The sequence below is a fragment of the Kitasatospora sp. NPDC022785 genome (assembly GCF_055561295.1).
In genome coordinates, this window is record NZ_JBVHHB010000021.1 from 1 (window position 1) to 22938 (window position 22938).

At 73.8% G+C, this 22938-nt stretch carries 18 protein-coding genes, 1 pseudogene and 1 riboswitch; of the genes and pseudogenes, 4 read left to right on the plus strand and 15 right to left on the minus strand.

Translation table 11 applies throughout. The annotated features are described in order from the left end of the window. Nucleotides 1–90 precede the first annotated feature (90 nt). Complete coding sequence (locus tag ACZ3YO_RS27770) at nt 91–2649, plus strand: ABC transporter permease (RefSeq protein WP_465574336.1); 2559 nt, start codon at nt 91–93, stop codon at nt 2647–2649. 243 nt (nt 2650–2892) lie between these two features. On the opposite strand, the gene ACZ3YO_RS27775 is transcribed toward ACZ3YO_RS27770, so the two are convergent. The 7 genes from ACZ3YO_RS27775 to ACZ3YO_RS27805 form a co-directional block, all read right to left on the minus strand. Next, nucleotides 2893–4263, minus strand: coding sequence for an NAD(P)/FAD-dependent oxidoreductase (locus ACZ3YO_RS27775; protein WP_396325324.1), 1371 nt, complete (start codon nt 4261–4263; stop codon nt 2893–2895). Between the two features lie 428 nt (nt 4264–4691). After that, entirely contained in the window at nt 4692–5633 is a 942-nt protein-coding gene (locus ACZ3YO_RS27780) for a Ppx/GppA phosphatase family protein (protein ID WP_465574340.1), read from the minus strand. Beyond that, nucleotides 5630–6280 (minus strand): DUF501 domain-containing protein, encoded by a 651-nt coding sequence (locus tag ACZ3YO_RS27785; protein WP_396325326.1) that lies wholly within the window; start codon nt 6278–6280, stop codon nt 5630–5632. Before ACZ3YO_RS27785 ends, ACZ3YO_RS27780 begins: the two co-directional genes overlap by 4 nt. Next, a complete protein-coding gene (locus tag ACZ3YO_RS27790) occupies nt 6270–6755 on the minus strand; it encodes an FtsB family cell division protein (RefSeq protein ID WP_465574345.1) in 486 nt (161 codons plus the stop codon). Before ACZ3YO_RS27790 ends, ACZ3YO_RS27785 begins: the two co-directional genes overlap by 11 nt. A gap of 143 nt (nt 6756–6898) precedes the next feature. Continuing rightward, nucleotides 6899–8185 carry a phosphopyruvate hydratase gene (gene eno, locus ACZ3YO_RS27795; RefSeq protein WP_396325328.1) on the minus strand — a complete coding sequence of 429 codons (1287 nt, stop codon included), beginning with the start codon at nt 8183–8185 and terminating at the stop codon, nt 6899–6901. Between the two features lie 247 nt (nt 8186–8432). Next, on the minus strand, nt 8433–9338 hold the full coding sequence (locus ACZ3YO_RS27800) for a LysM peptidoglycan-binding domain-containing protein (RefSeq protein ID WP_465574349.1): 906 nt from the start codon (nt 9336–9338) through the stop codon (nt 8433–8435). Between the two features lie 5 nt (nt 9339–9343). Continuing rightward, a riboswitch (cyclic di-AMP (ydaO/yuaA leader) is annotated at nt 9344–9511 on the minus strand. Nucleotides 9512–9785: 274 nt separating this feature from the next. After that, the gene (locus ACZ3YO_RS27805; protein WP_465574394.1) at nt 9786–11063 is read right to left on the minus strand and encodes a cytochrome P450 family protein; all 1278 of its coding nucleotides are present in this window, start codon (nt 11061–11063) and stop codon (nt 9786–9788) included. A 294-nt stretch (nt 11064–11357) separates the two neighbouring features. Here ACZ3YO_RS27805 and ACZ3YO_RS27810 point away from each other — a divergent pair, with 294 nt between their 5' ends. After that, nucleotides 11358–11783: an SDR family NAD(P)-dependent oxidoreductase gene (locus ACZ3YO_RS27810; RefSeq protein WP_465548081.1), complete on the plus strand. Its 426-nt coding sequence runs from the start codon at nt 11358–11360 to the stop codon at nt 11781–11783. A gap of 104 nt (nt 11784–11887) precedes the next feature. Here the strand turns inward: ACZ3YO_RS27810 and ACZ3YO_RS27815 are convergent, their stop codons facing one another. The 3 genes from ACZ3YO_RS27815 to ACZ3YO_RS27825 all read right to left on the minus strand — a co-directional run bounded on the left by ACZ3YO_RS27815 (nt 11888) and on the right by ACZ3YO_RS27825 (nt 14488). Then, entirely contained in the window at nt 11888–12922 is a 1035-nt protein-coding gene (locus ACZ3YO_RS27815) for a nucleoside triphosphate pyrophosphohydrolase (protein ID WP_465574404.1), read from the minus strand. Nucleotides 12923–13181: 259 nt separating this feature from the next. After that, a complete protein-coding gene (locus tag ACZ3YO_RS27820; RefSeq protein WP_465574407.1) occupies nt 13182–13778 on the minus strand; it encodes a SurA N-terminal domain-containing protein in 597 nt (198 codons plus the stop codon). Between the two features lie 383 nt (nt 13779–14161). Beyond that, nucleotides 14162–14488 carry a hypothetical protein gene (locus tag ACZ3YO_RS27825; protein WP_465574764.1) on the minus strand — a complete coding sequence of 109 codons (327 nt, stop codon included), beginning with the start codon at nt 14486–14488 and terminating at the stop codon, nt 14162–14164. On the opposite strand from ACZ3YO_RS27825, the pseudogene ACZ3YO_RS27830 reads away from it, so the two are divergent. Continuing rightward, nucleotides 14379–14612 (plus strand): annotated as a pseudogene (locus tag ACZ3YO_RS27830) (phosphatase PAP2 family protein); the annotation flags it as partial. The gene ACZ3YO_RS27825 and the pseudogene ACZ3YO_RS27830 sit on opposite strands and share 110 nt — an antisense overlap. Nucleotides 14613–14771: 159 nt before the next feature. On the opposite strand, the gene ACZ3YO_RS27835 reads toward ACZ3YO_RS27830, so the two are convergent. The 5 genes from ACZ3YO_RS27835 to ACZ3YO_RS27855 all read right to left on the minus strand — a co-directional run bounded on the left by ACZ3YO_RS27835 (nt 14772) and on the right by ACZ3YO_RS27855 (nt 22011). Continuing rightward, on the minus strand, nt 14772–15497 hold the full coding sequence (locus tag ACZ3YO_RS27835; protein WP_465574409.1) for a response regulator: 726 nt from the start codon (nt 15495–15497) through the stop codon (nt 14772–14774). A gap of 7 nt (nt 15498–15504) precedes the next feature. Further along, entirely contained in the window at nt 15505–16935 is a 1431-nt protein-coding gene (locus ACZ3YO_RS27840; protein WP_465574412.1) for a sensor histidine kinase, read from the minus strand. A 100-nt stretch (nt 16936–17035) separates the two neighbouring features. Beyond that, complete coding sequence (locus tag ACZ3YO_RS27845) at nt 17036–18721, minus strand: protein kinase domain-containing protein (protein WP_465574415.1); 1686 nt, start codon at nt 18719–18721, stop codon at nt 17036–17038. Continuing rightward, on the minus strand, nt 18718–19575 hold the full coding sequence (locus ACZ3YO_RS27850) for a hypothetical protein (protein ID WP_465574418.1): 858 nt from the start codon (nt 19573–19575) through the stop codon (nt 18718–18720). The genes ACZ3YO_RS27845 and ACZ3YO_RS27850 overlap by 4 nt, the downstream gene beginning before the upstream one ends. A 147-nt stretch (nt 19576–19722) precedes the next feature. Continuing rightward, nucleotides 19723–22011 (minus strand): N-6 DNA methylase, encoded by a 2289-nt coding sequence (locus ACZ3YO_RS27855; protein ID WP_465574421.1) that lies wholly within the window; start codon nt 22009–22011, stop codon nt 19723–19725. A 224-nt stretch (nt 22012–22235) separates the two neighbouring features. Here ACZ3YO_RS27855 and ACZ3YO_RS27860 point away from each other — a divergent pair, with 224 nt between their 5' ends. Continuing rightward, nucleotides 22236–22877 (plus strand): DUF4352 domain-containing protein, encoded by a 642-nt coding sequence (locus ACZ3YO_RS27860; protein WP_465574424.1) that lies wholly within the window; start codon nt 22236–22238, stop codon nt 22875–22877. The last annotated feature ends 61 nt before the right edge of the window (nt 22878–22938 follow it).

Here is a 22938-nt window from a genome sequence, read left to right on the forward strand (position 1 = left end):
GGACCGCATGCGCCGCTTCGACGCCAAGGGCCGCACCAGCTGACGCCCCACCGCCAGCACCCCGCCCCTCCGCAGACCCCAGGACACCCCATGTATCGCACCGCACTGCGCAACGTGCTGGCCCACAAGGGCCGACTGCTGATGACGGCACTGGCCGTCATGCTGGGCACCGCCTTCGTCGCCGGCACCATGGTCTTCTCCGACACGTTCGGCAAGGCCATGCGGGACAGCAACTCCAAGAGCTACTCCGACGTGTCGGTCCAGATCGTCGACCGGGCGGCCGGCTCCGGCGCCTCCGCCCGCGAGAAGAGCGAGAAGAGCGCGGCCACCCTGACCGACGCCACCGTCCAGCAGCTCGGCGCACTCCCCGGCGCCGCCCACGCCCGCGGCGTGGTCAGCGGCTTCACCGGCGTCGCCGACAAGAGCGGCAACCTGGTCGGCCAGGCCTGGTCCGCCAAGGGCGCCAACTTCGCGCCCGGGCCGGACGGCAAGGACAGCCGCTACCCGATAGCCGAGGGCCAGGGCCCGAAGAGCGCCCAGGAGATCGCGCTCGACCGCAAGACCGCCGACAAGGCCGGCTACAAGGTCGGCGACACCGTCCGGCTGGCCTCCAACGGCCCGGTGCTGGAGGCGAAGCTCACCGGCATCTTCACCACCGACGACCCGGTGGTGAACTCCGGCGGCACGCTCACCCTGTTCGACCGCGCCACCGCCCAGCAGCTGCTGCTGGAGCCGGGCCGCTACAGCAGCATCGTGCTCACCGCCAAGCCCGGCACCACCGAGAGCGCCCTGCTCGCCGAGGCCGGGGCGAAGCTCCCGGCCGGCCAGCAGATCCACTCCGAGACCGGCACGGAGCTCAAGGACGACGAGCAGAAGATGATCGAGAGCGGCACGTCGAGCATGCGCACCATGCTGCTCGCCTTCGCCGGGATCTCGCTCTTTGTCGGCATCTTCATCATCGCCAACACCTTCACCATGCTGGTCGCCCAGCGCACCAAGGAGCTCGCCCTGCTGCGGGCGATCGGTGCCAGCCGCAAGCAGGTCACCCGGTCGGTGCTGATCGAGGCGCTGGCCATCGGCACCATCTCGGCCGTCGCCGGTCTGGTGGCCGGCATCGGGATCGGCGCCGGACTGCAGTCCCTGATCCACTCGCTGGACGACGGCATGCCCACCGGCTCGCTGGTGATCAAGCCGATGACCGTGGCGGTCACCCTGGTGGTCGGCATCCTGGTGACGGTCCTCTCCGCCCTGCTGCCCGCCATGCGCGCCTCCCGGATCGCCCCGGTGGCCGCGATGAGCAGCGGCGACCAGCCGAGCAGCCAGAAGAGCCTGGTGGTGCGCAACACCATCGGCTCGGTGCTGGCCGCCGGCGGCGGCGCGCTGATCGCCTACGGCGCCTCCACCGGCGACAGCGGCGGCCGGGTGCCGGTCGCGTTCGGCGCCCTGCTGGCCCTGATCGGCATCTTCATCCTGCTGCCGCTGCTCTCCCGTCCGGTGATCGCCCTGGTCGGCCCGGTGCTCGGCAAGCTGTTCGGCACGCCCGGCAAGCTCGCCCGGCAGAACGCCGTGCGCAACCCGCGCCGCACCGCCGCCACCGCGGCGGCGCTGACCATCGGTCTGACCCTGGTCAGCGGCCTGACGGTGCTCGGCGCCTCGATCGGCGGTGCGATCGACAAGGCCGTCACCAGCACGATGAAGGCCGACTACGTGGTCTCGGCCGCGAACGGCATGAGCCTCTCCGAGAAGGTCCCGGCCGAGATCTCCAAGACCCCCGGGGTGACGGCCGCCTCGGCGATGACCACCGTGTACTGGGAGCTGAACGGCAGCACCCGGGCCATCACCGGCCTGGACCAGAACACCTTCGACAAGCTCGTCTCGGTCGACGTGACCAGCGGCTCCGCCACCGCACTGGGCCAGGGCAAGATCATGGTCGACGAGGACGTCGCCAAGAAGAACGGCGTCACCGCCGGTTCGACCATGACGGTCACCTACCCCGACGAGTCCACCGGCCAGGTCACCGTCGGCGGCGTCTACAAGGCGGGCGGCATGCTCGGCCCGGTCCTGCTGGCCAACAGCGAGATCGTCAAGCACGAGCCCGAGCCCTACCTCAGCGACGTCCTGGTCAAGGGCGCCGACGGCGCCACCGACAAGCTCAAGCAGGCGCTCAAGGACGCCACCGGCGCCAACCCGGTGATCGAGGTCAAGTCCAAGCAGGACGTCCGCGACGATTTCAGCCAGATCATCACCTTCGCGCTGAACATGATGTACGGGCTGCTCGCGATGTCCGTGATCGTCGCGATCCTCGGGGTGATCAACACGCTGGCCATGTCGGTCTTCGAGCGCAAGCGCGAGATCGGGATGCTCCGGGCGATCGGCCTGGACCGCGGCGGCATCAAGCGGATGGTCCGGCTGGAGTCCGTCGTGATCTCGGTCTTCGGCGCCGGCATCGGCCTGCTGCTCGGCTGCTTCATGGCCTGGGCGATCAACGGCACCCTGAAGTCCAGCATGGCGGGCCTGACCACCGTCCTGCCCTTCGGCCAGCTGCTGCTCTTCCTCGCCCTGGCCGGCGTGGTCGGCCTGGTGGCGGCGATCTGGCCGGCCCGCCGGGCGTCCAAGCTGGACATCCTGGCGAGCATCAAGACCGACTGACGGACCGACCGCCGGCCCGCCGGCCCCGGGCACCACGCCCGGGGCCACCGTCCTGGGACGACCACGCACACCGACCACGAGAAGGCCCCCGCCGGAGGGTTCGGCAGGGGCCTTCTCGTACTTCTGTACTCCGCCCGGTCGCACTGGCCGGCTGAGCACCACGGAGGTCGTGGTCCGGCGACGCTGCCGGGCGGAGGGCCTCCGACTCATACCCCGGTGCTCCCACACCGGGGTCGCAGTCGCTTACTTGCTGGCGAGCTCCTTGTCGGCGGCCGGCTTGGCGGCCTCGACGGGCTTGGGCGCGGGCGCCGCAGCCTCCTGGAACGCCTCGAACGGCTTCTCCATCTGGGCCAGACCCACGGTCTCGCGCTTCAGGAACATCGCCAGCGTCCAGTCGGTGAACACGCGGACCTTGCGGTTCACGGTCGGGACCATGGCGCCGTGGTAGGCGCGGTGGAACCACCAGGCCAGGCGGCCCTTCAGCTTGACCTTGCCGAAGAGGATCGCCACGCCCTTGTGCAGGCCGAGACCGGCCACCGCACCGAGGTTCTTGTGCTTGTACTCCTTCTGCGGGAAGCCGCGCATACCGGAGATCACGTTGTCGCCGAGGACGACGGCCTGACGGCAGGCGTGCTGCGCGTTCGGCGGGCACCAGGCGCCCTCGCCGGAGGCGAGGTCCGGCACCTGGGCGTTGTCGCCGGCGGACCAGACGTAGTCGAAGCCCTGGACCTGGAGGGTCGCGGCGGTGTCGACGTGGCCGCGCGGGCCGAGCGGCAGGCCGAAGTTGGCCAGCACCGGGTTCGGCTTCACGCCGGCCGTCCACACGATGGTGGAGGCGTCGACCTCGACGCCGTTCTTCAGCACGACGTGCTGGTCGACACAGGAGTCCATCGAGGTCTCGATGAAGACCTCGATGTTGCGCTCTTCGAGCTTCTCCTTGGTCCACAGACCAAGGTCCGGGCCCACCTCGGGGAGGATGCGGTTGGCCGCCTCCACCATGATGAAGCGCATGTCGTCGCGGCTGACGGTCCGGTAGATCTTGGCGGCGTCGCGCGCCATGTCCTCGATCTCGGCGATCGTCTCGACACCGGCGAAGCCACCACCGATGACGACGAAGGTCAGGGCCTTGCGGCGGATCGCCTCGTCCGTGGTGGACTCGGCCTTGTCCAGCTGCGCCATGACGTGGTTGCGGAGGCTGATGGCCTCCTCGACCGTCTTCATGCCGATGCCGTGCTCCGCCAGACCCGGGATCGGGAAGGTGCGGGAGACCGAGCCGGTCGCGACGACCAGGTACTCGAAGGGCAGCTCGTACGAGTCGCCGGCCGCGGGCTGGATGGTCGCGACCTTGCGGGCGTGGTCCACACCGGTGACAGCACCGGTGAGCACCTCCGCCTTCTTCAGGGCGCTGCGCAGCGGCGCGACGAGGTTGCGGGGCGCGACGTTGCCGCCGGCCGCCTCGGGAAGGAAGGGCAGGTACGTCATGTACGACCGCGGGTCGACGACCGTGACGGTCGCTTCGCCGTAGCGCATCTTCTTGAGGATGCGCATCGCGGCATACAGGCCGACGTAACCACCGCCGACAATGAGGATGCGAGGACGCTCCGTGGTGCTCATATCCGAAAGTATCCAGCACCGTCCGGAGCAGCGTTCGTGAGCCCGCTCACAAGCTTCTGGACACCCCGTGCTACACTTCGCGGCCCTTTTCGCCGCCCCGGGGCGTCACCTCACGCCCCCCAGGACCCCCCGGTGAGCACGGGCGTCCGAACGGCCCGGCTGAGCTGCAACGATCCGTACTACGCCTGGGTTCCCGCTTGTGATTTCGATTTTCAAACCCGCGCGGGCGCCCCGCCTGCGATCCAGCGGGCGCCACGCCGGCCGCGCCTTCAGTCCCACATTTCGGACGTTGCGGGCACGCAGGCGCGACGAATGGACGGATCGCCATGTGAAGAAATTCACGAACTTTTCCGCCCGACCCCGGGCGCGCCCCGGCCCCGGGCCCCGTCAGGGGGCTCCGGGGCCGGTCGGGTAAGGCCTGCAAGGGCTCAGGAGGCCATACTCCAGGCGATGCCGTCCAGGATGTCGTGCTCGCTGACGACCACCTCGGCGGCGCCGGTCCGCGCCATGATCTCCAACAGCTCCAGCGCGCCGGCCGCGATCACGTCCACCCGGCCCGGGTGCATCGACGGGATGGCCGCCCGCTGGTCGTGGGTGGCGGCGAGCAGCTCGTCGGCGATCCGGGCCACCTGCTCGCGGCTGATCCGCGAATGGTGGATCGCCTCGGAGTCGTACGCCGGCAGGTCCTGGGCGATCGCGGAGACGGTGGTGACCGTCCCGGCCAGGCCCACCAGGGTGGCCGCGCCGGTCAGCGGGACGGCCTCCTCGGCCTTGTCCAGCTCGGCCCGGACGTGCGCCCGGGCCTCGGCGATCTGCTCCGCCGAGGGCAGCTCGGCGCCGCCGAAGTGGCGCTCGGTCAGCCGGACGCAGCCGATGTCCACCGAGCGGGCCGCCTGGACGTCCGCCCCGCCCAGCACGAACTCGGTGGAGCCACCGCCGAGGTCGAAGACGAGGTACGGCGCCGGGAACTGACCGCCGGTGAGCTCCTTGGTGGCGCCGACGAAGGAGAGGTGCGCCTCCTCCTCGCCGCTGACGACCTCGGGCGAGACACCCAGGATGTCGCGCACGCCCTTGGTGTACTCGTCGCTGTTCTCGGCGTCCCGGGAGGCGCTGGTGGCGACGAAGCGGATCCGGTCGGGGCCGACGCCGAAGCCGGAGATGATCTCCGCGTACTCGCGGCAGGCCGCGAAGGTGCGGGCCAGCGCGTCCGGGTGCAGCCGGCCGGTCCGGTCCACGCCCTGGCCCAGCCGGTTGATGACCATCCGGCGGTCGAGGTCGGTGATCACCCCGGTCTGCGGGTCGAGGTCGGCGACCAGCAGGCGGATCGAGTTGGTGCCGCAGTCGATCGCCGCGACCCGGGTGGTGGTCATGCGCCGGCCTCCTCGGTGCCCTCGGCCGCGGCCTGCTTCTTGGCGGCGCGCTCGGCGGCCTTCTGCTGCTTGGCGGCGATCACCGCCGCGTGGTCCTGCTCCTTGGCCCGGTTGCGCGCGACCCGCTCACCCGCGGCCTCGACCTCGGCGGCGGAGACGCACGGGCCCTTGGCCCACCAGTCCTCCAGCATGCCGATCGCCTCGTCGCCGAGCGGGTTGACGCCCTCGCCGGCCGCCAGCGAGTGGCCGACCAGCACGTGCAGGCACTTCACCCGGTCCGGCATCCCGCCGGCACTCGGGAAGCCCTCCAACACCTCGATGGCGTCACGGCGGGCGATGTAGTCCTCGTGGGCCTTCTGGTAGGCGGCGGCCAGCTCCGGATCCTCGGCGAGCCGGGCGGTCTGGTCCTTCATCACGCCGTCCGCCTCCAGGGTGCCGATCAGCGAGGCGGCCTTGGGGCAGGTCAGGTAGTAGAGGGTCGGGAACGGCGTGCCGTCCGCGAGCCGGGGGGCCGTCTCCACGACGTCCGGGTTGCCGCAGGGGCAGCGGTGTGCCACGCCGCGCAGACCGCGCGGGACGCGGCCGAGCTGGGCGGCGATGGCCGCGACGTCGGCGTCGGAGACGGAGGGGTGGTTCTCAGTGGTCATGAGGGGAGCTGACTCCAGCGGGGGGCAGGGGTGTCTGCGGAGGGAGGGGAGAGGGCGGGGCGAGGGCGGCGGTGTCGGCGGCGTCCACCGAGTCCCAGACGCTGGCGTACCAGGGCTTGACGGCCTTCGCGGGAGCGGCGGCCTCACCGTCGGACGGGGCGGGTGAGGACACGGAGGACTTGGCGGCGCCCTGACCGGCCGGGTCCACCGCGATGTACGGGGTCTCCCCCGGCATCGCGTAGTGCAGCCGCGAACGGGCCTGCGCCTTGACGTACTCCGGGTCCTGCCAGCGGGCCTTCTCCCGGCGCAGCTGCTCGACCTGCTGCCGGGCGTGCTCGGCCTTCGCCCGTTGGGCGGAGATCTCGGAGCGCTGGGAGATGAACTGCCGGGTCGGGTAGGCCAGGATCGCCACCAGCGAGCAGAGAACCAGGACGAGGACGGTCGCCCGGCTCGTGAAGCGAGGCCGGGCCGCCAAGCCCGGGATCCTCCAGCCTGCCATCTCCCGTATCCCCTCCTGGTCGCGCCGGTGCCCCGCCGTCCACCCTACGGGGTGAACGGCGGGGCACCGGTCAGGCTTGCACGGGCGGGCGCGGTCGGCCCTCGTGCCTACCGCGTCGATTACTCCGCGGAGCGGAAGCGCGGGAAGGCGCCGCGGCCGGCGTACTCGGCGGCGTCGTCGAGGATCTCCTCGATGCGCAGCAGCTGGTTGTACTTGGCGACGCGCTCGGAGCGGGCCGGGGCACCGGTCTTGATCTGGCCGCAGTTGGTGGCGACGGCCAGGTCGGCGATGGTGACGTCCTCGGTCTCGCCGGAACGGTGCGACATCATGCAGCGGTAGCCGTTGCGCTGGGCCAGCTCGACGGCGTCCAGGGTCTCGGTCAGCGAACCGATCTGGTTCACCTTGACCAGCAGCGCGTTGGCGGTGCCGGTCTCGATGCCCTTGGCCAGGCGGGCCGGGTTGGTGACGAACAGGTCGTCGCCGACCAGCTGGACCTTGTCGCCCAGCTTGACGGTCATGGCCTTCCAGCCGTCCCAGTCCGACTCGTCCAGCGGGTCCTCGATGGAGACCAGCGGGTACGAGGCGACCAGCTCGGCGTAGTACTCGATGAGCTCGGCGGAGGTGAGCGCCTTGCCCTCGAACTGGTAGGCGCCGTCCTCGTAGAACTCGGAGGCGGCGACGTCCAGCGCCAGCGCGATGTCGCGGCCGGGCACGTAGCCCGCCTTCTGGATGGCCTCGGTGATGAGGTCCAGGGCCTCGCGGTTGCTGTCCAGGTTCGGCGCGAAGCCGCCCTCGTCGCCGAGGCCGGTGGAGAGGCCGCGCTCCTTCAGGACGCCCTTGAGGGTGTGGTAGACCTCGACGCCCCAGCGGACGGCCTCGGAGAAGGACTCCGCGCCGATCGGGGCGATCATGAACTCCTGGATGTCGACGTTGGAGTCCGCGTGCGAGCCGCCGTTGAGGATGTTCATCATCGGGACCGGCAGGACGTGCGCGTTCGGGCCGCCCAGGTAGCGGAACAGCGGCAGGTCGCTGGCCTCGGAGGCGGCGTGCGCGACGGCCAGCGAGACGCCCAGGATGGCGTTGGCGCCGAGCGAGGACTTGTCCGGGGTGGCGTCCAGGTCGAGCATGGCCTGGTCGATCAGGCGCTGCTCGGTGGCGTCGTAGCCGACCAGCTCCGGGCCGATCTGCTCGATGACGGCCAGGACGGCCTTCTCGACGCCCTTGCCGAAGTAGCGGTTCTTGTCACCGTCGCGCAGCTCCAGGGCCTCGAAGGCACCGGTGGAGGCACCGGACGGGACAGCGGCACGACCGGTGCTGCCGTCGTCGAGGCCGACCTCGACCTCGACCGTGGGGTTGCCACGCGAGTCGAGAATCTCACGGGCTACGACGACATCGATGGACGGCACGAGGCATCTCCTAGCGGAAGCAGGTCCGCCCGACGATGGGTGCTGTCGGGCGAACGATTGCGGAGTCGTTACGACCAGAGCCTAACCGCACGGGCTCTCGGGGCCACGCTGACCTCGGTCCCGTCTCAGCGTGTGGCCCTGCTACCCCCCGGTAGTTCACCTGGTTGCCCCACGGAAGGCGACCAGATGCGGACGAAGGGGGTCGAATCCGGCCCCCTTCGTCGAATCACCGTGAAGACGGGGCCGCTCAGCCGAGGTTGAGCACCTGGCCGGGCAGGATCAGGTTCGGGTCGGAGCCGACGGTGCCGCGGTTGCCGTCGTACAGCGACTCCCAGCCGCCGGAGACGCCCTGGGTAGCGGCGATGCCGGCCAGCGTGTCGCCGGACTGGACGGTGTAGCCGTGGCCGGCGTACTGCTGGGCGGCCGGGGCACTAGGCGCGACCGGGGCGCTCTGGGCGACCGGCGTGCTCTGGGCGGCACGGGTGTCCTGGCTCGCGGCCTGACCGGCGTACTGCTGGTAGACGCTCGGGTGGCTGGTCCAGTACCAGCCGCCGTTGTTCTGGTACCAGTACACCTTCGCCTCGGCGTCCCAGCCGGCCTGGCCGGAGAAGCCCGGGGCCTGGGTCTCCTGCTGCGCGTACGGCTGGGTCTGCTGCTGGGCGTGCGACTGGGCGGCGGGCTTCTGGGCGGGCTTCGGCTGCGCGGGCTTCGACTGGGCCGGCTTCGGAGCGGCGGGCGCGGCATCGGTGGAGGTGTCGACCGAGGCCGGTGCACCGCCCTTGCTCAGGCCGGCCTTCTGCGAGCAGACCGGCCAGGCACCCGGGCCCTGCGAGGCGAGCACCTTCTCGGCGACCGAGATCTGCTGGGCCTTGCTGGCCTGGTGGGCCTGCGGCGCGTACGAGGTGCCGCCGTACGCCTTCCACGTGCTGGAGGTGAACTGCAGACCGCCGTAGAAGCCGTTGCCCGTGTTGATGCTCCAGTTGCCGCCGCTCTCGCACTGGGCCACGGAGTCCCAGGTCGAGGCGGGGGCAGCCGCGGCGCCGGTGGCGGTGAGGATCGGCATCGCGAGTCCGACGCCGGCCACACCTGCGACGGCGATGGCCTTCTCGGCCTGGGTACGACGACGGTGACGGCCAGTTCCAACGAACAGCATGAAGAGGTCCCTCTCCGCACGCCTGCGAGGTGAGCTGTCGGGTTCGGACCGGGAGGTGGCCCGGCCGCGTCGCACGGACTTTCTGCCCGCGCGAGCGGCTTCACCCCAAGCCGTGGAGGACGGCAACAAACCTGGTTCCCCCGCCCCTGCCCAGGGTCTGGTCGGTTTCCCGTGACACGGCGGGCAGGATTCGGCGTCCCGCGCACGAGGTCCGCAGCTGCGAACTCCACGGAGGGTAGACAGATCCTCTTACCAATCACAAGCTCATATCGCCGATATCACACAGAAATTACGGTGCGTGATCGATCGTCCACCAACGGAGGCGATATGTCCGGGTTGATGATGGTTCAACCCCCCTGTCGCGGCGTGTCGGAGACGTCTCGTCAGAGTGTCGGATCCTCAGGCCGTGACACTCACGGACCTGACGGCAGGTCCGCGGAGGGTTTGTCAGCTTGCGACGGGCTTCTTCTCCGGACTGAATTCGACCGGAAGCTCACGGAGGCCACGCATGATCAGGCCGCCCCGCCAGCGCAGATTCTCCGGGCTTTCGGCCAGCCGCAGATCGGGCAATCGGGTGAGCAGGGTGGCCAGCGCCGCCCGGCCCTCCAGCCGGGCCAGCGGGGCCCCGATGCAGTAGTGGATGCCGTGCCCGAAGCCCAGGTGCGGGTTGTCCGTCCGGGCCAGGTCGAGGGTGTTCTCGTCGGCGAACCGCGCCGGGTCGCGGTCCGCCGCCGCGAGCACCACCAGCACCGGGTCGCCGACCGGGATCTCCACCCCGCCGATGGTCAGCGGGCTGGTCGCGAACCGCCAGGTGGCCAGCTCCACCGGCCCGTCGTAGCGCAGGAGTTCCTCGATCCCGGTCTCCAGCAGGGCGCTCTCGCCGCGGGCGACGGAGTCCTGCAACAGCGCCCGCTGCTCCGGGTTGCGCAGCAGCGCGTAGGTGCCGTTGCCGATCAGGTTGACGGTGGTCTCGAAGCCGGCGAAGAGGAGGATGAAGGCCATTGCCGCGGCCTCGTTCTCGGTGAGGTGCTCGCCGTGGTCGCTGGCCCTGATCAGACCCGAGATCAGGTCGTCGCCGAGGTCGGCCCGCTTGCGGTGGATCAGCTCCGCCAGGTACGCGCGAATCCGCTTGACCGCCCGCCCCACACCGCCGCGCTGGCCCCCTCCCTGGCCCGGCCTGGTGTGGCGCACCATCATGCCCGCCCAGTCCCGGAAGTCGTCCTGGTCCTCGGCCGGCACCCCGAGCAGGTCGCAGATCGCGTAGATGGGGAGGGGGAAGGCGAACTCGTGGATCAGGTCGGCGCTGCCGCGCTCCGCGAAACCGTCGATCAGCCGGTCGGTGAGCTGCTGCACCCGGGGCTCGAACTCGGCCACCCGGCGGGGCGTGAAGGCCTTCGAGACCAGGCGCCGCAGCCGGGTGTGGTCCGGCGGGTCGATGTTCAGCAGGTGGGTCATCAGGTCGGCCTGGCGTTCGCCCGGGATGCCGACCCTGCCGGTGCGGTGGGCCTGCTCGCTGTGGTGGACCGGGTTCTTGGAGAGCCGGCTGTCGGCGAGCGCCTGCCGGGCGTCCGCGTACCTGGTCACCAGCCAGGCCTCCACCCCGCTCGGCAGGGTGGTGCGGTGCACCGGCTCGTGCTCCCGCAGCCACGCGTACGCCGGGTACGGGTCGGCGGCGAAGTCCCAGGTGAAGAGCGGCGGGCGGGCGGAATCGGGCTGAACTGGCATGCGTCGACGGTATCCGGTGGGGATCGGCGCGGTTCCCTGCCGGGCCGGTCGGCCGGCGGGGCCGCCCCCCTGCAGGGGACGTGTCGGCCGGTGGGCCCGACAGGGGACGTGTCGGCCGTCGGGCGCGGCGGGTCGGTCCCCGGCCCGCGCTCGGCGGGTTCTCGGGCGCGGCAGGCGTGAGCCTGGTCACCTGAGGGGTAATCCCTGTTGCGGAGGGTCAGGACAAGCCTACGATCCTCCGCAAAGCAACACGTGGGCGCCGGTGCGGAGCCGCCCACCAGGGAGGAGCGCACCATGCGGGTCACCGGGGCAGTCGTGGTCATCGCCGTACTCGACGGCGGGTCGGGTGCCGACCTCGCACGCCGCTTCACCGCCGCCGGCGCCGTCGGCGTGCTCGTCGCCGACCAGCGGGAGGGCATCGCCGAGGACCTCGCCGCCGAGCTCGACCGGCCGGGCTGCCCGGTCGTCGGCGTCTGCGGCGACATCCGCCGGCCCAGCGACGTCGCCGCCCTGGTCGACACCGCCGAGAAGCACCTCGGACCGATCGACCTGTTCTGCGTCGCCGGGCCGGACGGCGAGCGGATCGTCTCCCTCGACGAGCTGCCCGACCACCTCGACCTGGAGCGGCTCGCCGAGCTGCTCGCACTGGTCGGCGAGGCCATCGGCGAGGTCGTGGTCCCGCAGCAGCGCCGGCCGGTGGAGGACGTCGCGACGGTCTGACCCGACCGTCCCGGGGGTCGGCCCGTGGTCGGTGCGGGGGCGGCCCCGAGCCGGTACAGGGGCGGCCCGAGCTGGTGCGGGGGCCGCCTCGCCCGGTGCGGGCCTCAGTCCTTCGGCTTGAGCCCCTCGGCGGCGCGGACGGCGTCCCGGTACTCGCGCGCGGCCGCCCGCAGCGCGGCGTCCACGTCCACCCCCGCGTCGTGCGCCCGCTGCGCCACGGCGAGCACCAGCCTGCCCGCCGACTCGGCGGTGAGCTCCGCCGGCAGCTCGTACGGCGCGTCCGGCACGCCCGCCACCCCGGACCGGCGCACCCGCGACACCAGCTTCGCCGCGTACGCCAGCGACGGCAGCCCGGCCGGCACACCGTCCAGCACCGACTCGCGATCCGACTTCTCGGCCGCCTTCAGCGTCTCCCAGTTCGCCTCAACCTCGGCGGCGCCCCCGGCCTCGGTGTCCCCGAACACGTGCGGGTGGCGGTACATCAGCTTCTCTACGATGTCCCCCGCCACGTCGTCGATCGAGAACGCGTCGGTGGGGTGCTCCTCGGCGATCCGCGAGTGGAAGAAGACCTGGAGCAGGACGTCGCCCAGCTCCTCGCGGAGCGTCCCGCGGTCCCCCTCCTCGATCGCCTCGACCAGCTCGAAGGCCTCCTCGACCAGGTACTTCACCAGGCTGGCGTGGGTCTGCTCGGCGTCCCAGGGACAGCCGCCGGGCGAGCGAAGGCGGTCCATCACCGAGACCAGGTCCAGCAGGCGCGCACCCGGCAGGTCGTACGAGCCCGGCAGCACCTCGATCTCGGGCACCTCACCCGCGTGCTCCACCGCGAGGCGCGCCAGCGCGTCGGTCAGCCCGGGGTCGCCGTCCGGGCTGCCCAGCCAGACCGTCGGGCCCGTCCCGGTCGGCTGCTCCGCCGGCAGCCCGGTCAGCAGGCGCGCCAGCGCCGGCGCCGAACCGGGCGGCACGACCTCCACCTCGACCCCGGCCTGCCGCACCGCCGCCAGCTGCGGATTCCCGGCGTCCCCCGCCAGCACCCGCCCCGCCGACCGCAGCGCCTCCCAGGCCGGCCACGCCAGCAGACCGGGGGCCACCCGGTGGGTGGTGGTGAGCAGGATCAGCTTCGCGCCCGGAGAATTCGTCACACCCCGAACCTACCCGCCCCCGACCACGGCCCGCTTCCGCGCTTCCCCGGGGGCGTCCCGGCGATCAGGCCGGGCACCGCGGCCCACGTTCCCCGGGGGCGTCCCGGCGGTCAGGCCGGGCACCGCGGCCCACGTTCCCCGGGGGCGTCCCGGCGATCAGGCCGGGCACCGCGGCCCACGTTCCCCGGCGCCGGACCCCACCCGCGCACCAAAGTCGGCCCGGCCGACTTCCTGTGCACAGTGCCCCCCGCGGGCCGGCTCAGGGGGCCAGCCAGGGTGGGGTGTCGGGGAGGAGGGCGACCTGGGCCGGGTCCCAGGTGCCGTAGCGGGGGTTGACGTGCAGGTGGAGGGCGTTGGCGGCGGCGGCCAGGGCGCGGCGGACGATGGCGTCGCCCGCCGGGGTGCCGGCGTTCCGTCCGGCTGCGGCGGCGAGGCGGGTGATGCCCAGCCGGCGGCGGTAGTAGTCGTCGATCCCGCTGCCCGGTACGCCCCTGGCGGCCAGGACCCGGGCGAGCGGGCCGGCCCCGCCGTACCTGTCCTCGTCGGCCGCGCGGGCCGCCGCCACCTCGGCGCTGTCCACCCCCGGCCCGCGGTCGGCCACCGCGCGGGCGACCACCACGTCGAGCACCAGGTCGGAGACGGCCCGCCGGGCCGGCCCGTCCGACTGCTGACGGGCGTCCGCCGAGGCGCCGCCGGCCGCGTGCCGCAGCTCCGCGACCCGGGCCTCGACCGCGCCGACCGGGATCCGCCGGCCGTCCATGAGCGCCGCCGTGCCCGGCGTGAGCCCGTCGCGCCCGCACGCGGCCAGCGCCGAGGCGGCGAGCAGGGCGCCCGCGACGGCGGTCCGACGGTGCATGGCTGGTCTCCGGGGTGACGGCGGCGCGCGGCGGGGTGTTCCGGTCGGAGGCCGGGCGTTGTCCCGAGGGTAGGGCGGCCACGGCCCGGTCGCGCGGACCGTGGCCCGAACGGGTCACCCGCACCCAGCACACCGGCCGTCAACCCTGACGATCGTCCAGGTCGCCCCCTTACTTTCGGGTCGGGCGGCCACCCGCCCGCCGCTCCTACTGTCCTGGCCATGAGGCACATGGTCAGGAGAAATGCGGTCAGAACGACGGGCACCCGGGTGGCCGTCGCCGTGGTGCTGCTGGCGGCGGGCACCGGCGTGGTGGGGTGGCTGGCCCCGGCGCGCGGCAGCGAGGGCGCTCCGGTCCGGGTGGTCGACGGCCCCTCCGCCACCGGCTACCGGCGGGTGGCGGACGCCGTCGCCGACGCCCCGCACTGGCCGGCCTCGCTGCTGGAGCCCGCCACCGAGGCCGGCCTGCTGGTCCTGGGCCTGCTGCTGGCGCTCTGCTGGTGGACGGCGCGCGGCCGGCGGGCCACCGACCTGGTCGCGGGGGCCGTGCTCACCGGTCTCGGCACGGTGCTCGCGTACGGGGCGAGTGAGGTGCTGAAGGTGGTGATCGACGAGGAGCGCCCCTGCCGGGCGCTGCTCGGCACAGCGACGGCGTCGGCACGGTCGGCGGTCGCCGAATGCCCGCCGCCGGGCGACTGGTCGTTCCCGAGCAACCACGCGACGCTGGCCGTCGCCCTCGCGACCGGCCTGGTGCTGTTGCGCCCGCGGTGGGGCCTGCTGGTCGTCCCGGTCGGCGGCCTGACGGCCGCGCTGCGGGTGGCCGCGGGCGTGCACTACCCGCACGACGTGGTCGCCGGCGCCGTCCTGGGCGCAGCCGTCACGGGCGCCGTCGTCGTCGCCCTGCTGCCGCTCGCGACGACCGCGGTGGCGGCGCTGGCCGGCGTGCGCGTCCTGGGGCCCCTGCTGGTGGGGCCCCAGCCGGCCATACCCTCCGTGTCAGGCGCGCGGACCGCCCGCGCACTCCGCGCCGAGGGTCAGGCCGGCCTCGTGCGCGAGGACGGCGGCGGCCGCCCGGTTGGGCACCCCGAGCCGCAACAGGACGGAGCTCACATGGGCTTTCACGGTCCCCTCCACCACCCCGATCCGGCGGGCGATCTGGCCGTTCGAGAGCCCGGCGGCGATCAGCGTCAGCACGTCCCGCTCCCGGCCGGTCAGCGCGGCCACCTGTTCCCGGGCGGAGGCGCGCCGGTCGGCCGGCCCGCCGGCCCCGGCGGAGGCCAGGTGGGCGACCACCCGCGCGGCCACCTTGGGTGAGAGGTAGGCGGCGCCGTCCGCGACCGCCCGGACGCCCGCGATCAGCTCCTCGGGCGCGCCGGACTTGACCAGGAACCCGTTGGCGCCACCGCCGAGGGCCCGCAGGATGTAGTCGTCCTCCCCGAAGGTCGTCAGGATGACGATCCCGGTGGCGGCGCCGGTCCGGCGGATCTCGGCGGCGGCGGTGATGCCGTCCGCACCGGGCATCCGGATGTCCAGCACGGCGACGTCCGGCCGGTGCCGCCGGACCAGCTCGACGGCGTCCCGGCCGTCCCCGGTCTCGGCGACGATCTCGATGCCCGGGTCGGTGGCGAGCACCGCTCGGACACCGGCGCGCACCATCGGTTCGTCGTCGGCGATCAGCACGCGGATCGGTGCGGCGGTCGTGCCCCGCTCCCCGCCGCTCATCCGGCGCTCACGAGACCAGGGCGTCCAGGGAGATCAACACGTCCCCCTGGAAGCAGAGCCGGTAGGCGTCTCCGGAGCGGTCGTTGTTGAACGGCTGGGCCGTGATGGCGTAGTACTCGCACGTCACACCTTCTCCCCGGGGTGGCGGGTTCCCTGCCGACGGATGGTACGGAAACTGACGGTCCGGCAGAAATCGCTGCACCGTGGCGCGATCCTGGCCGACCCGGAGCAGCGCGTAGTCCGCCGGGTCCAGCACGGCGCGGCCGGCGGTGTAGATCGTCCATCCTCGCAGGACGGTGGTCAGCACCAACACGGTGGCCAGCGGCACCAGGACGACCGCCGCCATCATCCGGCCCACCCGGCGGCGGGCGTGCCGCAACTCGCGGGCCGGTGACACGGGGGCAGGCCCGGTGGCCACAGCAGCGGGGCCGCCGGAGCGCGGGAGGTGGGCGGAGACCTCGAAACCGCCGCCGTCGGCCCTGGGCCCGTGAGCGAAGGTGCCGCCCGCCAGTCTGACCCGCTCGGCCAGGCCGATCAGGCCCCGGCCGCCGGGGGTCGGAACGCCCTCCGGGCCGACCACCGGTGACGGACCGTTCACCACCTGGACGCGGGCGCCGTCCGGCGCGTAGGCCACCCGTACCGTGACCGGCGCCTGCGGGGCGTGCTTGGCCGCGTTGGTCAGCGCCTCCTGGACCACCCGGTACGCGGCGTGCTCGGCCGCGCGCGGCAGACCGTCCGCCTCACCGGTGACGGCCAGCCCGACGTCCAGGCCGGCCGCGGCCGCCTCCTCGACCAGCTGGGCGACGCCGGCGTCGGCCGGCCCCCGGGCGGACGCCCCGTCCGCATCGTCCCGCAGGATCCCGATCACCTCGGCCAGGCGTTCCACGGCCGCGCCGGCGCCCGCCCGGATCTCCCGGGCCGCCTCCCGGTGCGGAGGGGCCAGGTCGGGTGCCAGCTTCAGAGCGCCGGCCCGCAGGGCGATCAGGCTCAGGTCGTGGCCGAGCGCGTCGTGCATGTCCTGCGCGATCCGGGCCCGCTCCCGCAGCCGGGCCTGCTCGGCCACCAGCTGCTGCTCGCGCTCCAGCCGCTCCGCCCGGTCCCAGCCGGCCCGCACCAGCTCCTGCGACTGCCGCCAGAACCGGCCCACCATCCAGGGCCCCATACCGGCGCAGACCACCAGGGACAGGAACGACGTCCCCGGCACCATCCACGCCGGCACCAGCAACGCCGCCGGCACCGCGACGGCGACCACGACGGCCAGCACCACCACCGCCGGCCGCACCCGCTCCATCCGCCGCCCGGCCAGGAACGCCGCACCGATCGCCGGCACGGCCCACCAGATGCTCACCGTGCTCAGCCCGATCGCCACCACCGCCCCCACCAGCAGCCCACCGTCGAACCACCCGCACCACCCGCGCCACCGCTGTCCACTCCGCACGGGCACGACCCTACGGAGGCCGGGTGCGGCACCGAATCTGCCGAAAGTCATACGGCCGAGGACTGGCGGGAGGGCGGGGTGCCCGGGCTCCGAGTGTGTGTCAGTGCCAGGGGGTGGTGCGGGGGTCGGGGTTGCCGGTGGTGCGGTGGGGCTGGAGGGTGTCGAGGGTCTGGCGGAGGCGGCGGACGGCCGGGTGGTGCGGGCCGTCGCGGCGTTCGCGGTCGAAGAGGAGTCGGAGCAGCCACTGCCAGGCCGCCTCGACGTCGCCGGCCGCCGTGAGCAGGGCGCCGATCCGCTCGCGGATGTCGAAGGCCCGGTCCGGGTCGGGGCCCGGTCCGGTGGTGAGCAGCGCCCGGTACTCGGCGAGCGCCTCCGGGCCCTGGCCGAGCCGGTCCAGGCACTCGGCGGCCCGGAAGCGGTGTTCCAGGGCCTGCGGGCCGTACGGGCCGCCGTCCGCGGTCGCGGCGAGCACCCGGTACTCGGGGAGCGCCTGCCGGTAACGGTGCTCCTGGTGGAGGGTGCGGGCGTAGATGGTCCGGATGGTGCGGACGAGCGGTGCGCCGTCGCCCAGTTCGGCCTGGGCGCGGGGCAGCAGGGTCGCGGCGAGGTCGAGTACTTCGGCGCGCCGGCCGGCGTCGACCAGGTCGGAGAGGCGGGCGCAGGCGGCGGCCAGGTCCGGTTCGCTCACCGAGGATGGAGGAGCTGCCGGTGGTGCGGCGGGCGTGGGCACCGCTGCCATCAGGAACGGGTGCGGCTCCCTGCGCGCAGCCGGCGGTACGGCGGCCGGCGCCGGCGCCACTGCCGTCTCCTCCGTCCGGGGCTGCGGCTGGTGGGGGTGGCGGTACGGGCGGGTGGGATCGGGCAGCGGCCCGTACCGGGGCTGCGGGGCGGGTACGGCCGCGGGGAGCAGCGGGAGCAGCCGCGCGTAGACCTGCTGGGCGTGGGCGGGACGGTCGGCGGGCTGCTTGGCGAGGAGGTCGAGGACCAGCCGTTCGAGCGGTTCCGGGACGTCGGGCCGGAGGTCCCGCAGCGGTACGGGCGGCTCGTCGACGTGCTGCCGCAGCACGCCGAGCGCGCTGGGTGCGCGGAACGGCTCCTCGCCGGTGAGCATCGCGTGCAGCAGGCAGCCGAGCGCGTACAGGTCGCTGCGCGGGTCGATGGTGGCGGCGAGTGCCTGCTCGGGGGCCATGTAGGAGGGGCTGCCGATCGGGACGCCGGTGAGGGTGAGGCGGGTGGCCTCGGTGTCGAGCGCGGTGGCGATGCCGAGGTCGAGCAGGACGGTCCGGCCGTCGTCCCGGACCATCACGTTGCTGGGCTTGAGGTCGCGATGGACGACCGGCACGGCGTGGACGGCGGCCAGCGCCGCGCAGAGCTGGGCGGCGACGGCGGCGGCGCGCTCGACCGGGAACGGCGAGTCCTCGGCGATCAGGTCGGCCAGGCTGACGCCCGGGACTCGCTGCATCACGAGGTACAGCTCGCCGTCGTCCTCGCCCGCGTCGAAGACGGTGACCAGGCCGGGGTGGTCGAGGGCGGCGGTGATCCGGCATTCGCGCAGGAAGCGGCGTCGGAGTTCGTCGCCGTGGCGGCGGCGTTCGGTGTCACCACGGCCGCCGCCACTGCTGCCGCCGGACGGGTCGGCGGCAAGGAGCTGGTCGGTGCGGAGCAGCTTGACGGCGACCGGGCGGTCCAGCCGCTCGTCGTAACCGCCCCAGACCTGGCCCATCCCGCCGTGGCCGATCTTCTCGGCCAGCCGGTAGCGGCCGCCGATCACCCGGGCGGTGGTCACGGCCGACCGCCCTCACGGGCCTGACGGCGCAGCAGTTCACCCAGCTCGCGCAGCTCGTCGCCGGTCGCGGGGGCCGCTCCGGGAGGGGGCGGCCCGGGAAGGGGCCCGGATCCGGGGGCGGGCGCAGAGGCAGGGGTCGCGTACCCGGGCGCAGGGGCCTGGCCGTACGGCGCGTACGGCGCGGCGGGCATGCCCGACGCGGCGGTGGGCGGCATGCCCGCGGCGGTGGGCGGCGCGGCCGGCGCGGCGGTCGGCGCGTAGTAGGCCGCCGGGGCGGGCGGCTTGGGGCGGCCGGCGTTCCAGATCACCTGCAGGTCCATCACCAGGAAGTGCAGCGGCGTGCCCAGCCACATCAGCACCATCGCCACCATGCCGATGGTGTCCGCGGTGGGTGCCTTGGTGCCGCCGGCGACGCCCGCGCAGACCAGGTAGGTGAGGAACACCCCGATGAAGGCCACCGCGCCGATGATGTCGTACGCCCGCCGCCTGCGGATCGCCAGCAGCAGTGAGGGGATCACGCCCAGCAGACCGATGGTCACCAGCGGGACGAGGGACCACAGCACGCGACCGAGCACGCCGAACGGACCGGCGGCCATCCCCGGGCGCAGCGCCGGACCGGCCTGGGTCGGCGGGACGGGGTAGGGCTGGGCGGAGTAGGGCTGGGCGGAGTAGGGCTGGGCGGAGTACGGCTGGGTCGGATACTCCTGAGCGGGGTACGGCTGGGCCGGGTACTGCCGGCCGGAGTGGGGCGGGGCGCCGTACGGAGCCCCGCCGGGTATGCCGTTGTGGGGCGCGCCACCGGGGAACGCGCCGCCGGGCGGTGGTCCGTACTGCCCGGGGTACTGCCCTGACATGTGCGCTCCTGAGCGGGTGAGGACGGCGGTCGGCCGCGGTACGGACGAACCCCGCACACCGTACCGCCCGCGGCCTGCGCGCCGGAGGGCTTCCCGGCCCTCGGACCGGCGAGGCCGACGGCCGGCCCTGACCGTGACGACGGGAGGTCAGGGATGCTCCGGTGGCCGGGCGGTGCCGGTCGCGAGGGCGTCGGTGAGGGCCTGGGTGAGGGTGCGGGCGAGGGCGGCGGCCTGCTGGAGGCTGGCGTCGAAGGTGGCGAGGCGGGCGAAGGCCGCGCCGAGCGCGCGCTGTTCGGTGAGCGGGAGGCGGGGGAGCTCGACCCGGCGGATGTCGAGGCGGGCGGTGGTGGAGGCGTGGCTGGCGGCCCGGCGGGTGGATGCCGTGGAGCGCAGGTGGCCGGCCAGGAAGTCGGGGTCGAGCGCGGCCGGGTCGGGGCGCAGCAGGTGGAGTTGGCGGCCGAGCGCGGCGCCCGCGAGCGGGCTGCCCGGCTCCACGGCCCGGGCGACGCCGCCGCCGAGGGCGGGGACGAGGACGTCCCCGGGGCGGATCCGGACGTCCCCGGCGGCACCGGCGGCACCGGCCGACCCGACCGAACCGACCGGGCCCGCCGGATCGAGGACGGCGCTGGGCGGGCTGCCCGCGAGGAGGTCCTGATCCGTCAGCACCGGGGTACCTGACGGGCCGGCGCCCGCCGGGCGCGCCGGCGCGCCGGCCCCGGAGGAGTACACCTCCAGCACCCCGCCGCGCACCAGCTCCCCCACCGTCACCACCGGGGAGACCTGGGGCACCTGAAACACCGCGGCGCCCGCACCGTACGCACCCGTGCCGGACGCGCCCGCCCCGGCTCCGGCCGGCGCCGGCAGCAGCGAGCCCGGGTCCGCGAGAGCGCCCAGCAGCTCGCTCAACCGTCCGCTCAGGTGGGAGAGTTCGGCGGCGCTTCCGACCGGTGAGGCGGGCGGGACGTGCCGGGTGGGCGAGAGGTCTGTCTCGTCGTCGAGCAGGTCGATCGCGGCCATCGTCCGGTGGACGCCCGGCCGGTCCTGCGGCAGCGGCAGGCCTTCGCGGGCGGCGAGGTCGAAGGCCCGCCAGGCGTCCACGACCGTCCGGCGCAGCTCGGCCCACCGGACCTTGTCGCGCCCGCCCTCCCCCGGCTCCGCGCCCGACGGCGAAACGGCGGACAACGAAGCGGCGGACAGCGAGGCGACCGACGACGAAACGGCGGACGACGCAGCGGCGGACGGCACCGACGACGCGTCGAGCATCAGCACCTGCCGGAAGTCGTCGCCCGGGCGGGGCGCACGCAGCACCCACAGGTGGAGCGGCACCCCGTACGGCGGGGCGGCGCCGGCCGGCAGGGCGACCACGGCCCGCAGGGCGCCGGAGCGCAGCAGTTCGGCGCGGACGCGGCGCCCGGACCGGCGGGTGGCGACGGTCGGCGGCAGCAGCAGCGCGGCGAGGCCGCCGGGACGGGTGTGGGCGAGGCAGTGCAGCACCCAGGCGAGTTCGGACTCGCCGCGCGGTGGGACGAGCCCGCCCGGCCAGCGGGTGTCGAACTGCAACTCGTCGTGGCCCCAGTCCCGTTCGTTGTAGGGCGGCTGGCAGAGCACGGCCTCGAAGGTGTCGCCGGGGTAGCCGTCGGCGCGCAGGGCGTCGCCGGGGCGGACCTCGACCGGGAGCGGACCGGGGTCGGCGGCGGGCGTGCGCAGGGCGAGCCGCAGGCGGGCGAGCGCGGCGGTGACCTCGTCGGCGTCCTGGCCGTAGCGGCCGGTGGTGGGCGGGAGGGCGAGCAGCAGGGCGCCGAGGCCGGCGGCCGGGTCGAGCACCGTGGCGGGGACGCCGGCGACGGCCGCGAGCAGCTCGGCGGCCTCGGGCGGGGTGGGGCTGAGCTGGCGGGTGTTGGCCTCGGCGTACCGGGTGAGCAGTTGCTCGTACGCGCCCGGGGCGCCGGCGGCGGAGGCGAGTTCGCCGAGCAGGCGGGCGAGGTCCAGCTGGGTGGAGCCGAACAGGCCGGGGAGGTGCGGGTCTGCGGCGCCGTCGCCGAAGGTCCGGACGGCGGCGTCGACGAGCGCGCGGGGCAGGGCGGTGGCGAGCCGGGTGTCGGGCTCGGCGGCGAGGGCGGGCCAGCGGCCGGGCTCGCGGTGCAGCAGCAGGAGGATGCTGCCGGCCTGGAGGAGCGGCGCCGCGGGGTGGCCGGCGGGGTCGCGGAGGGTTTCCAGCAGCTGCCAGACGCGTTCCAGCAGCGGCAGTTCGGCGATCTTGCCCTGGTCGCGGAGCCAGTCGGCCACCTCGTCGAGCGAGAAGGTCGGGCTGCTGTCGGTGCCGCCGACCGGGCGGGGGAAGTCGGCGTGGCGGCGGCGCCAGTTGCTGACGGCGGCTCGTCCGACCCCGGCCAGCCGGGCGATCTCGACGGCGGTCACCTCAGGACGGTCCGGCATGGGGGGCTCCTTCGGCGCACGCGGTCTGGGGTGTGACCACACCCGCACACGAGGCCCGGGGTGTGACCACACAGCATAGCCAGCACCCTCCACCTCGGAGTTCACACGTGAACAGAGAGGTTCTACGAACCCGTGTTGACATCGTTCACAGTGAATGGTGTGATCTCTCTGTCGGCACCGCAGAGGGCGCCGACACCACACCACCGAGAACCGGGAGACACCCCATGTCGGTCACCACCCGCGCCACCCGCGCCACCCGCACCACCCGCCGCAACGCCGCCCTGCTGCTCGGCGCCGCGCTCGTCGCCCTCACCGCGACGGCCTGCAACTCCACCGGCGGGTCCACCGTCTCCACCGAGCCGAAGCAGACCTCCGCCGCGGCCGCCACCACCGGCGCCGGCGACGCCGCCAAGCCCGCCGAGTCCAAGCCAGCCGACGCCCCCAAGGCCGCGGCCAAGCCGGGCGACACCATCGCGCTCAAGGGCAACGACCCGGCCGACACCGCCGACGTCACCCTGGTGAAGGTGGTGGACAACGCCGAGGGCGAGGACGAGTTCACCCACCCGGCCGACGGCAAGCGCTTCGTCTCGGTCCAGTTCCGGATCAAGGCGAGCGGCAAGAAGGCCTACAGCGACGTTCCCGGCAACGGCGCCAAGCTGCTGGACGCCCAGGGCCAGGCCTTCGGCTCGACGGTCGCCGACACCAAGGCGGGCCCGAGCTTCCAGGTCCCCGCCAACATCGCCCCCGGGGAGAGCGCCCTCGGCTTCGTCACCTTCGAGGTGCCGAAGGACGTCAAGCTCGACAAGGCCCAGTTCGGCCTCGACAGCGGCTTCGCCCCGCAGACCGGCCAGTGGAAGCTCGGCTGACCAGGAGCCGCCCTCCCCGAACGCGCGACGGCGGCCTCAGGCACCATGGCCCGAGACCGCC

What these genes read in the sequence shown, in the direction of transcription:
- ACZ3YO_RS27770 (WP_465574336.1), top strand. Translation starts at nt 91, where the DNA reads ATGTATCGCACCGCACTGCGCAACGTGCTGGCCCACAAGGGCCGACTG.
- ACZ3YO_RS27775 (WP_396325324.1), bottom strand. Translation starts at nt 4,263, where the DNA reads ATGAGCACCACGGAGCGTCCTCGCATCCTCATTGTCGGCGGTGGTTAC.
- ACZ3YO_RS27780 (WP_465574340.1), bottom strand. Translation starts at nt 5,633, where the DNA reads ATGACCACCACCCGGGTCGCGGCGATCGACTGCGGCACCAACTCGATC.
- ACZ3YO_RS27785 (WP_396325326.1), bottom strand. Translation starts at nt 6,280, where the DNA reads ATGACCACTGAGAACCACCCCTCCGTCTCCGACGCCGACGTCGCGGCC.
- ACZ3YO_RS27800 (WP_465574349.1), bottom strand. Translation starts at nt 9,338, where the DNA reads ATGCTGTTCGTTGGAACTGGCCGTCACCGTCGTCGTACCCAGGCCGAG.
- ACZ3YO_RS27805 (WP_465574394.1), bottom strand. Translation starts at nt 11,063, where the DNA reads ATGCCAGTTCAGCCCGATTCCGCCCGCCCGCCGCTCTTCACCTGGGAC.
- ACZ3YO_RS27810 (WP_465548081.1), top strand. Translation starts at nt 11,358, where the DNA reads ATGCGGGTCACCGGGGCAGTCGTGGTCATCGCCGTACTCGACGGCGGG.
- ACZ3YO_RS27820 (WP_465574407.1), bottom strand. Translation starts at nt 13,778, where the DNA reads ATGCACCGTCGGACCGCCGTCGCGGGCGCCCTGCTCGCCGCCTCGGCG.
- ACZ3YO_RS27835 (WP_465574409.1), bottom strand. Translation starts at nt 15,497, where the DNA reads ATGAGCGGCGGGGAGCGGGGCACGACCGCCGCACCGATCCGCGTGCTG.
- ACZ3YO_RS27850 (WP_465574418.1), bottom strand. Translation starts at nt 19,575, where the DNA reads ATGTCAGGGCAGTACCCCGGGCAGTACGGACCACCGCCCGGCGGCGCG.
- ACZ3YO_RS27855 (WP_465574421.1), bottom strand. Translation starts at nt 22,011, where the DNA reads ATGCCGGACCGTCCTGAGGTGACCGCCGTCGAGATCGCCCGGCTGGCC.
- ACZ3YO_RS27860 (WP_465574424.1), top strand. Translation starts at nt 22,236, where the DNA reads ATGTCGGTCACCACCCGCGCCACCCGCGCCACCCGCACCACCCGCCGC.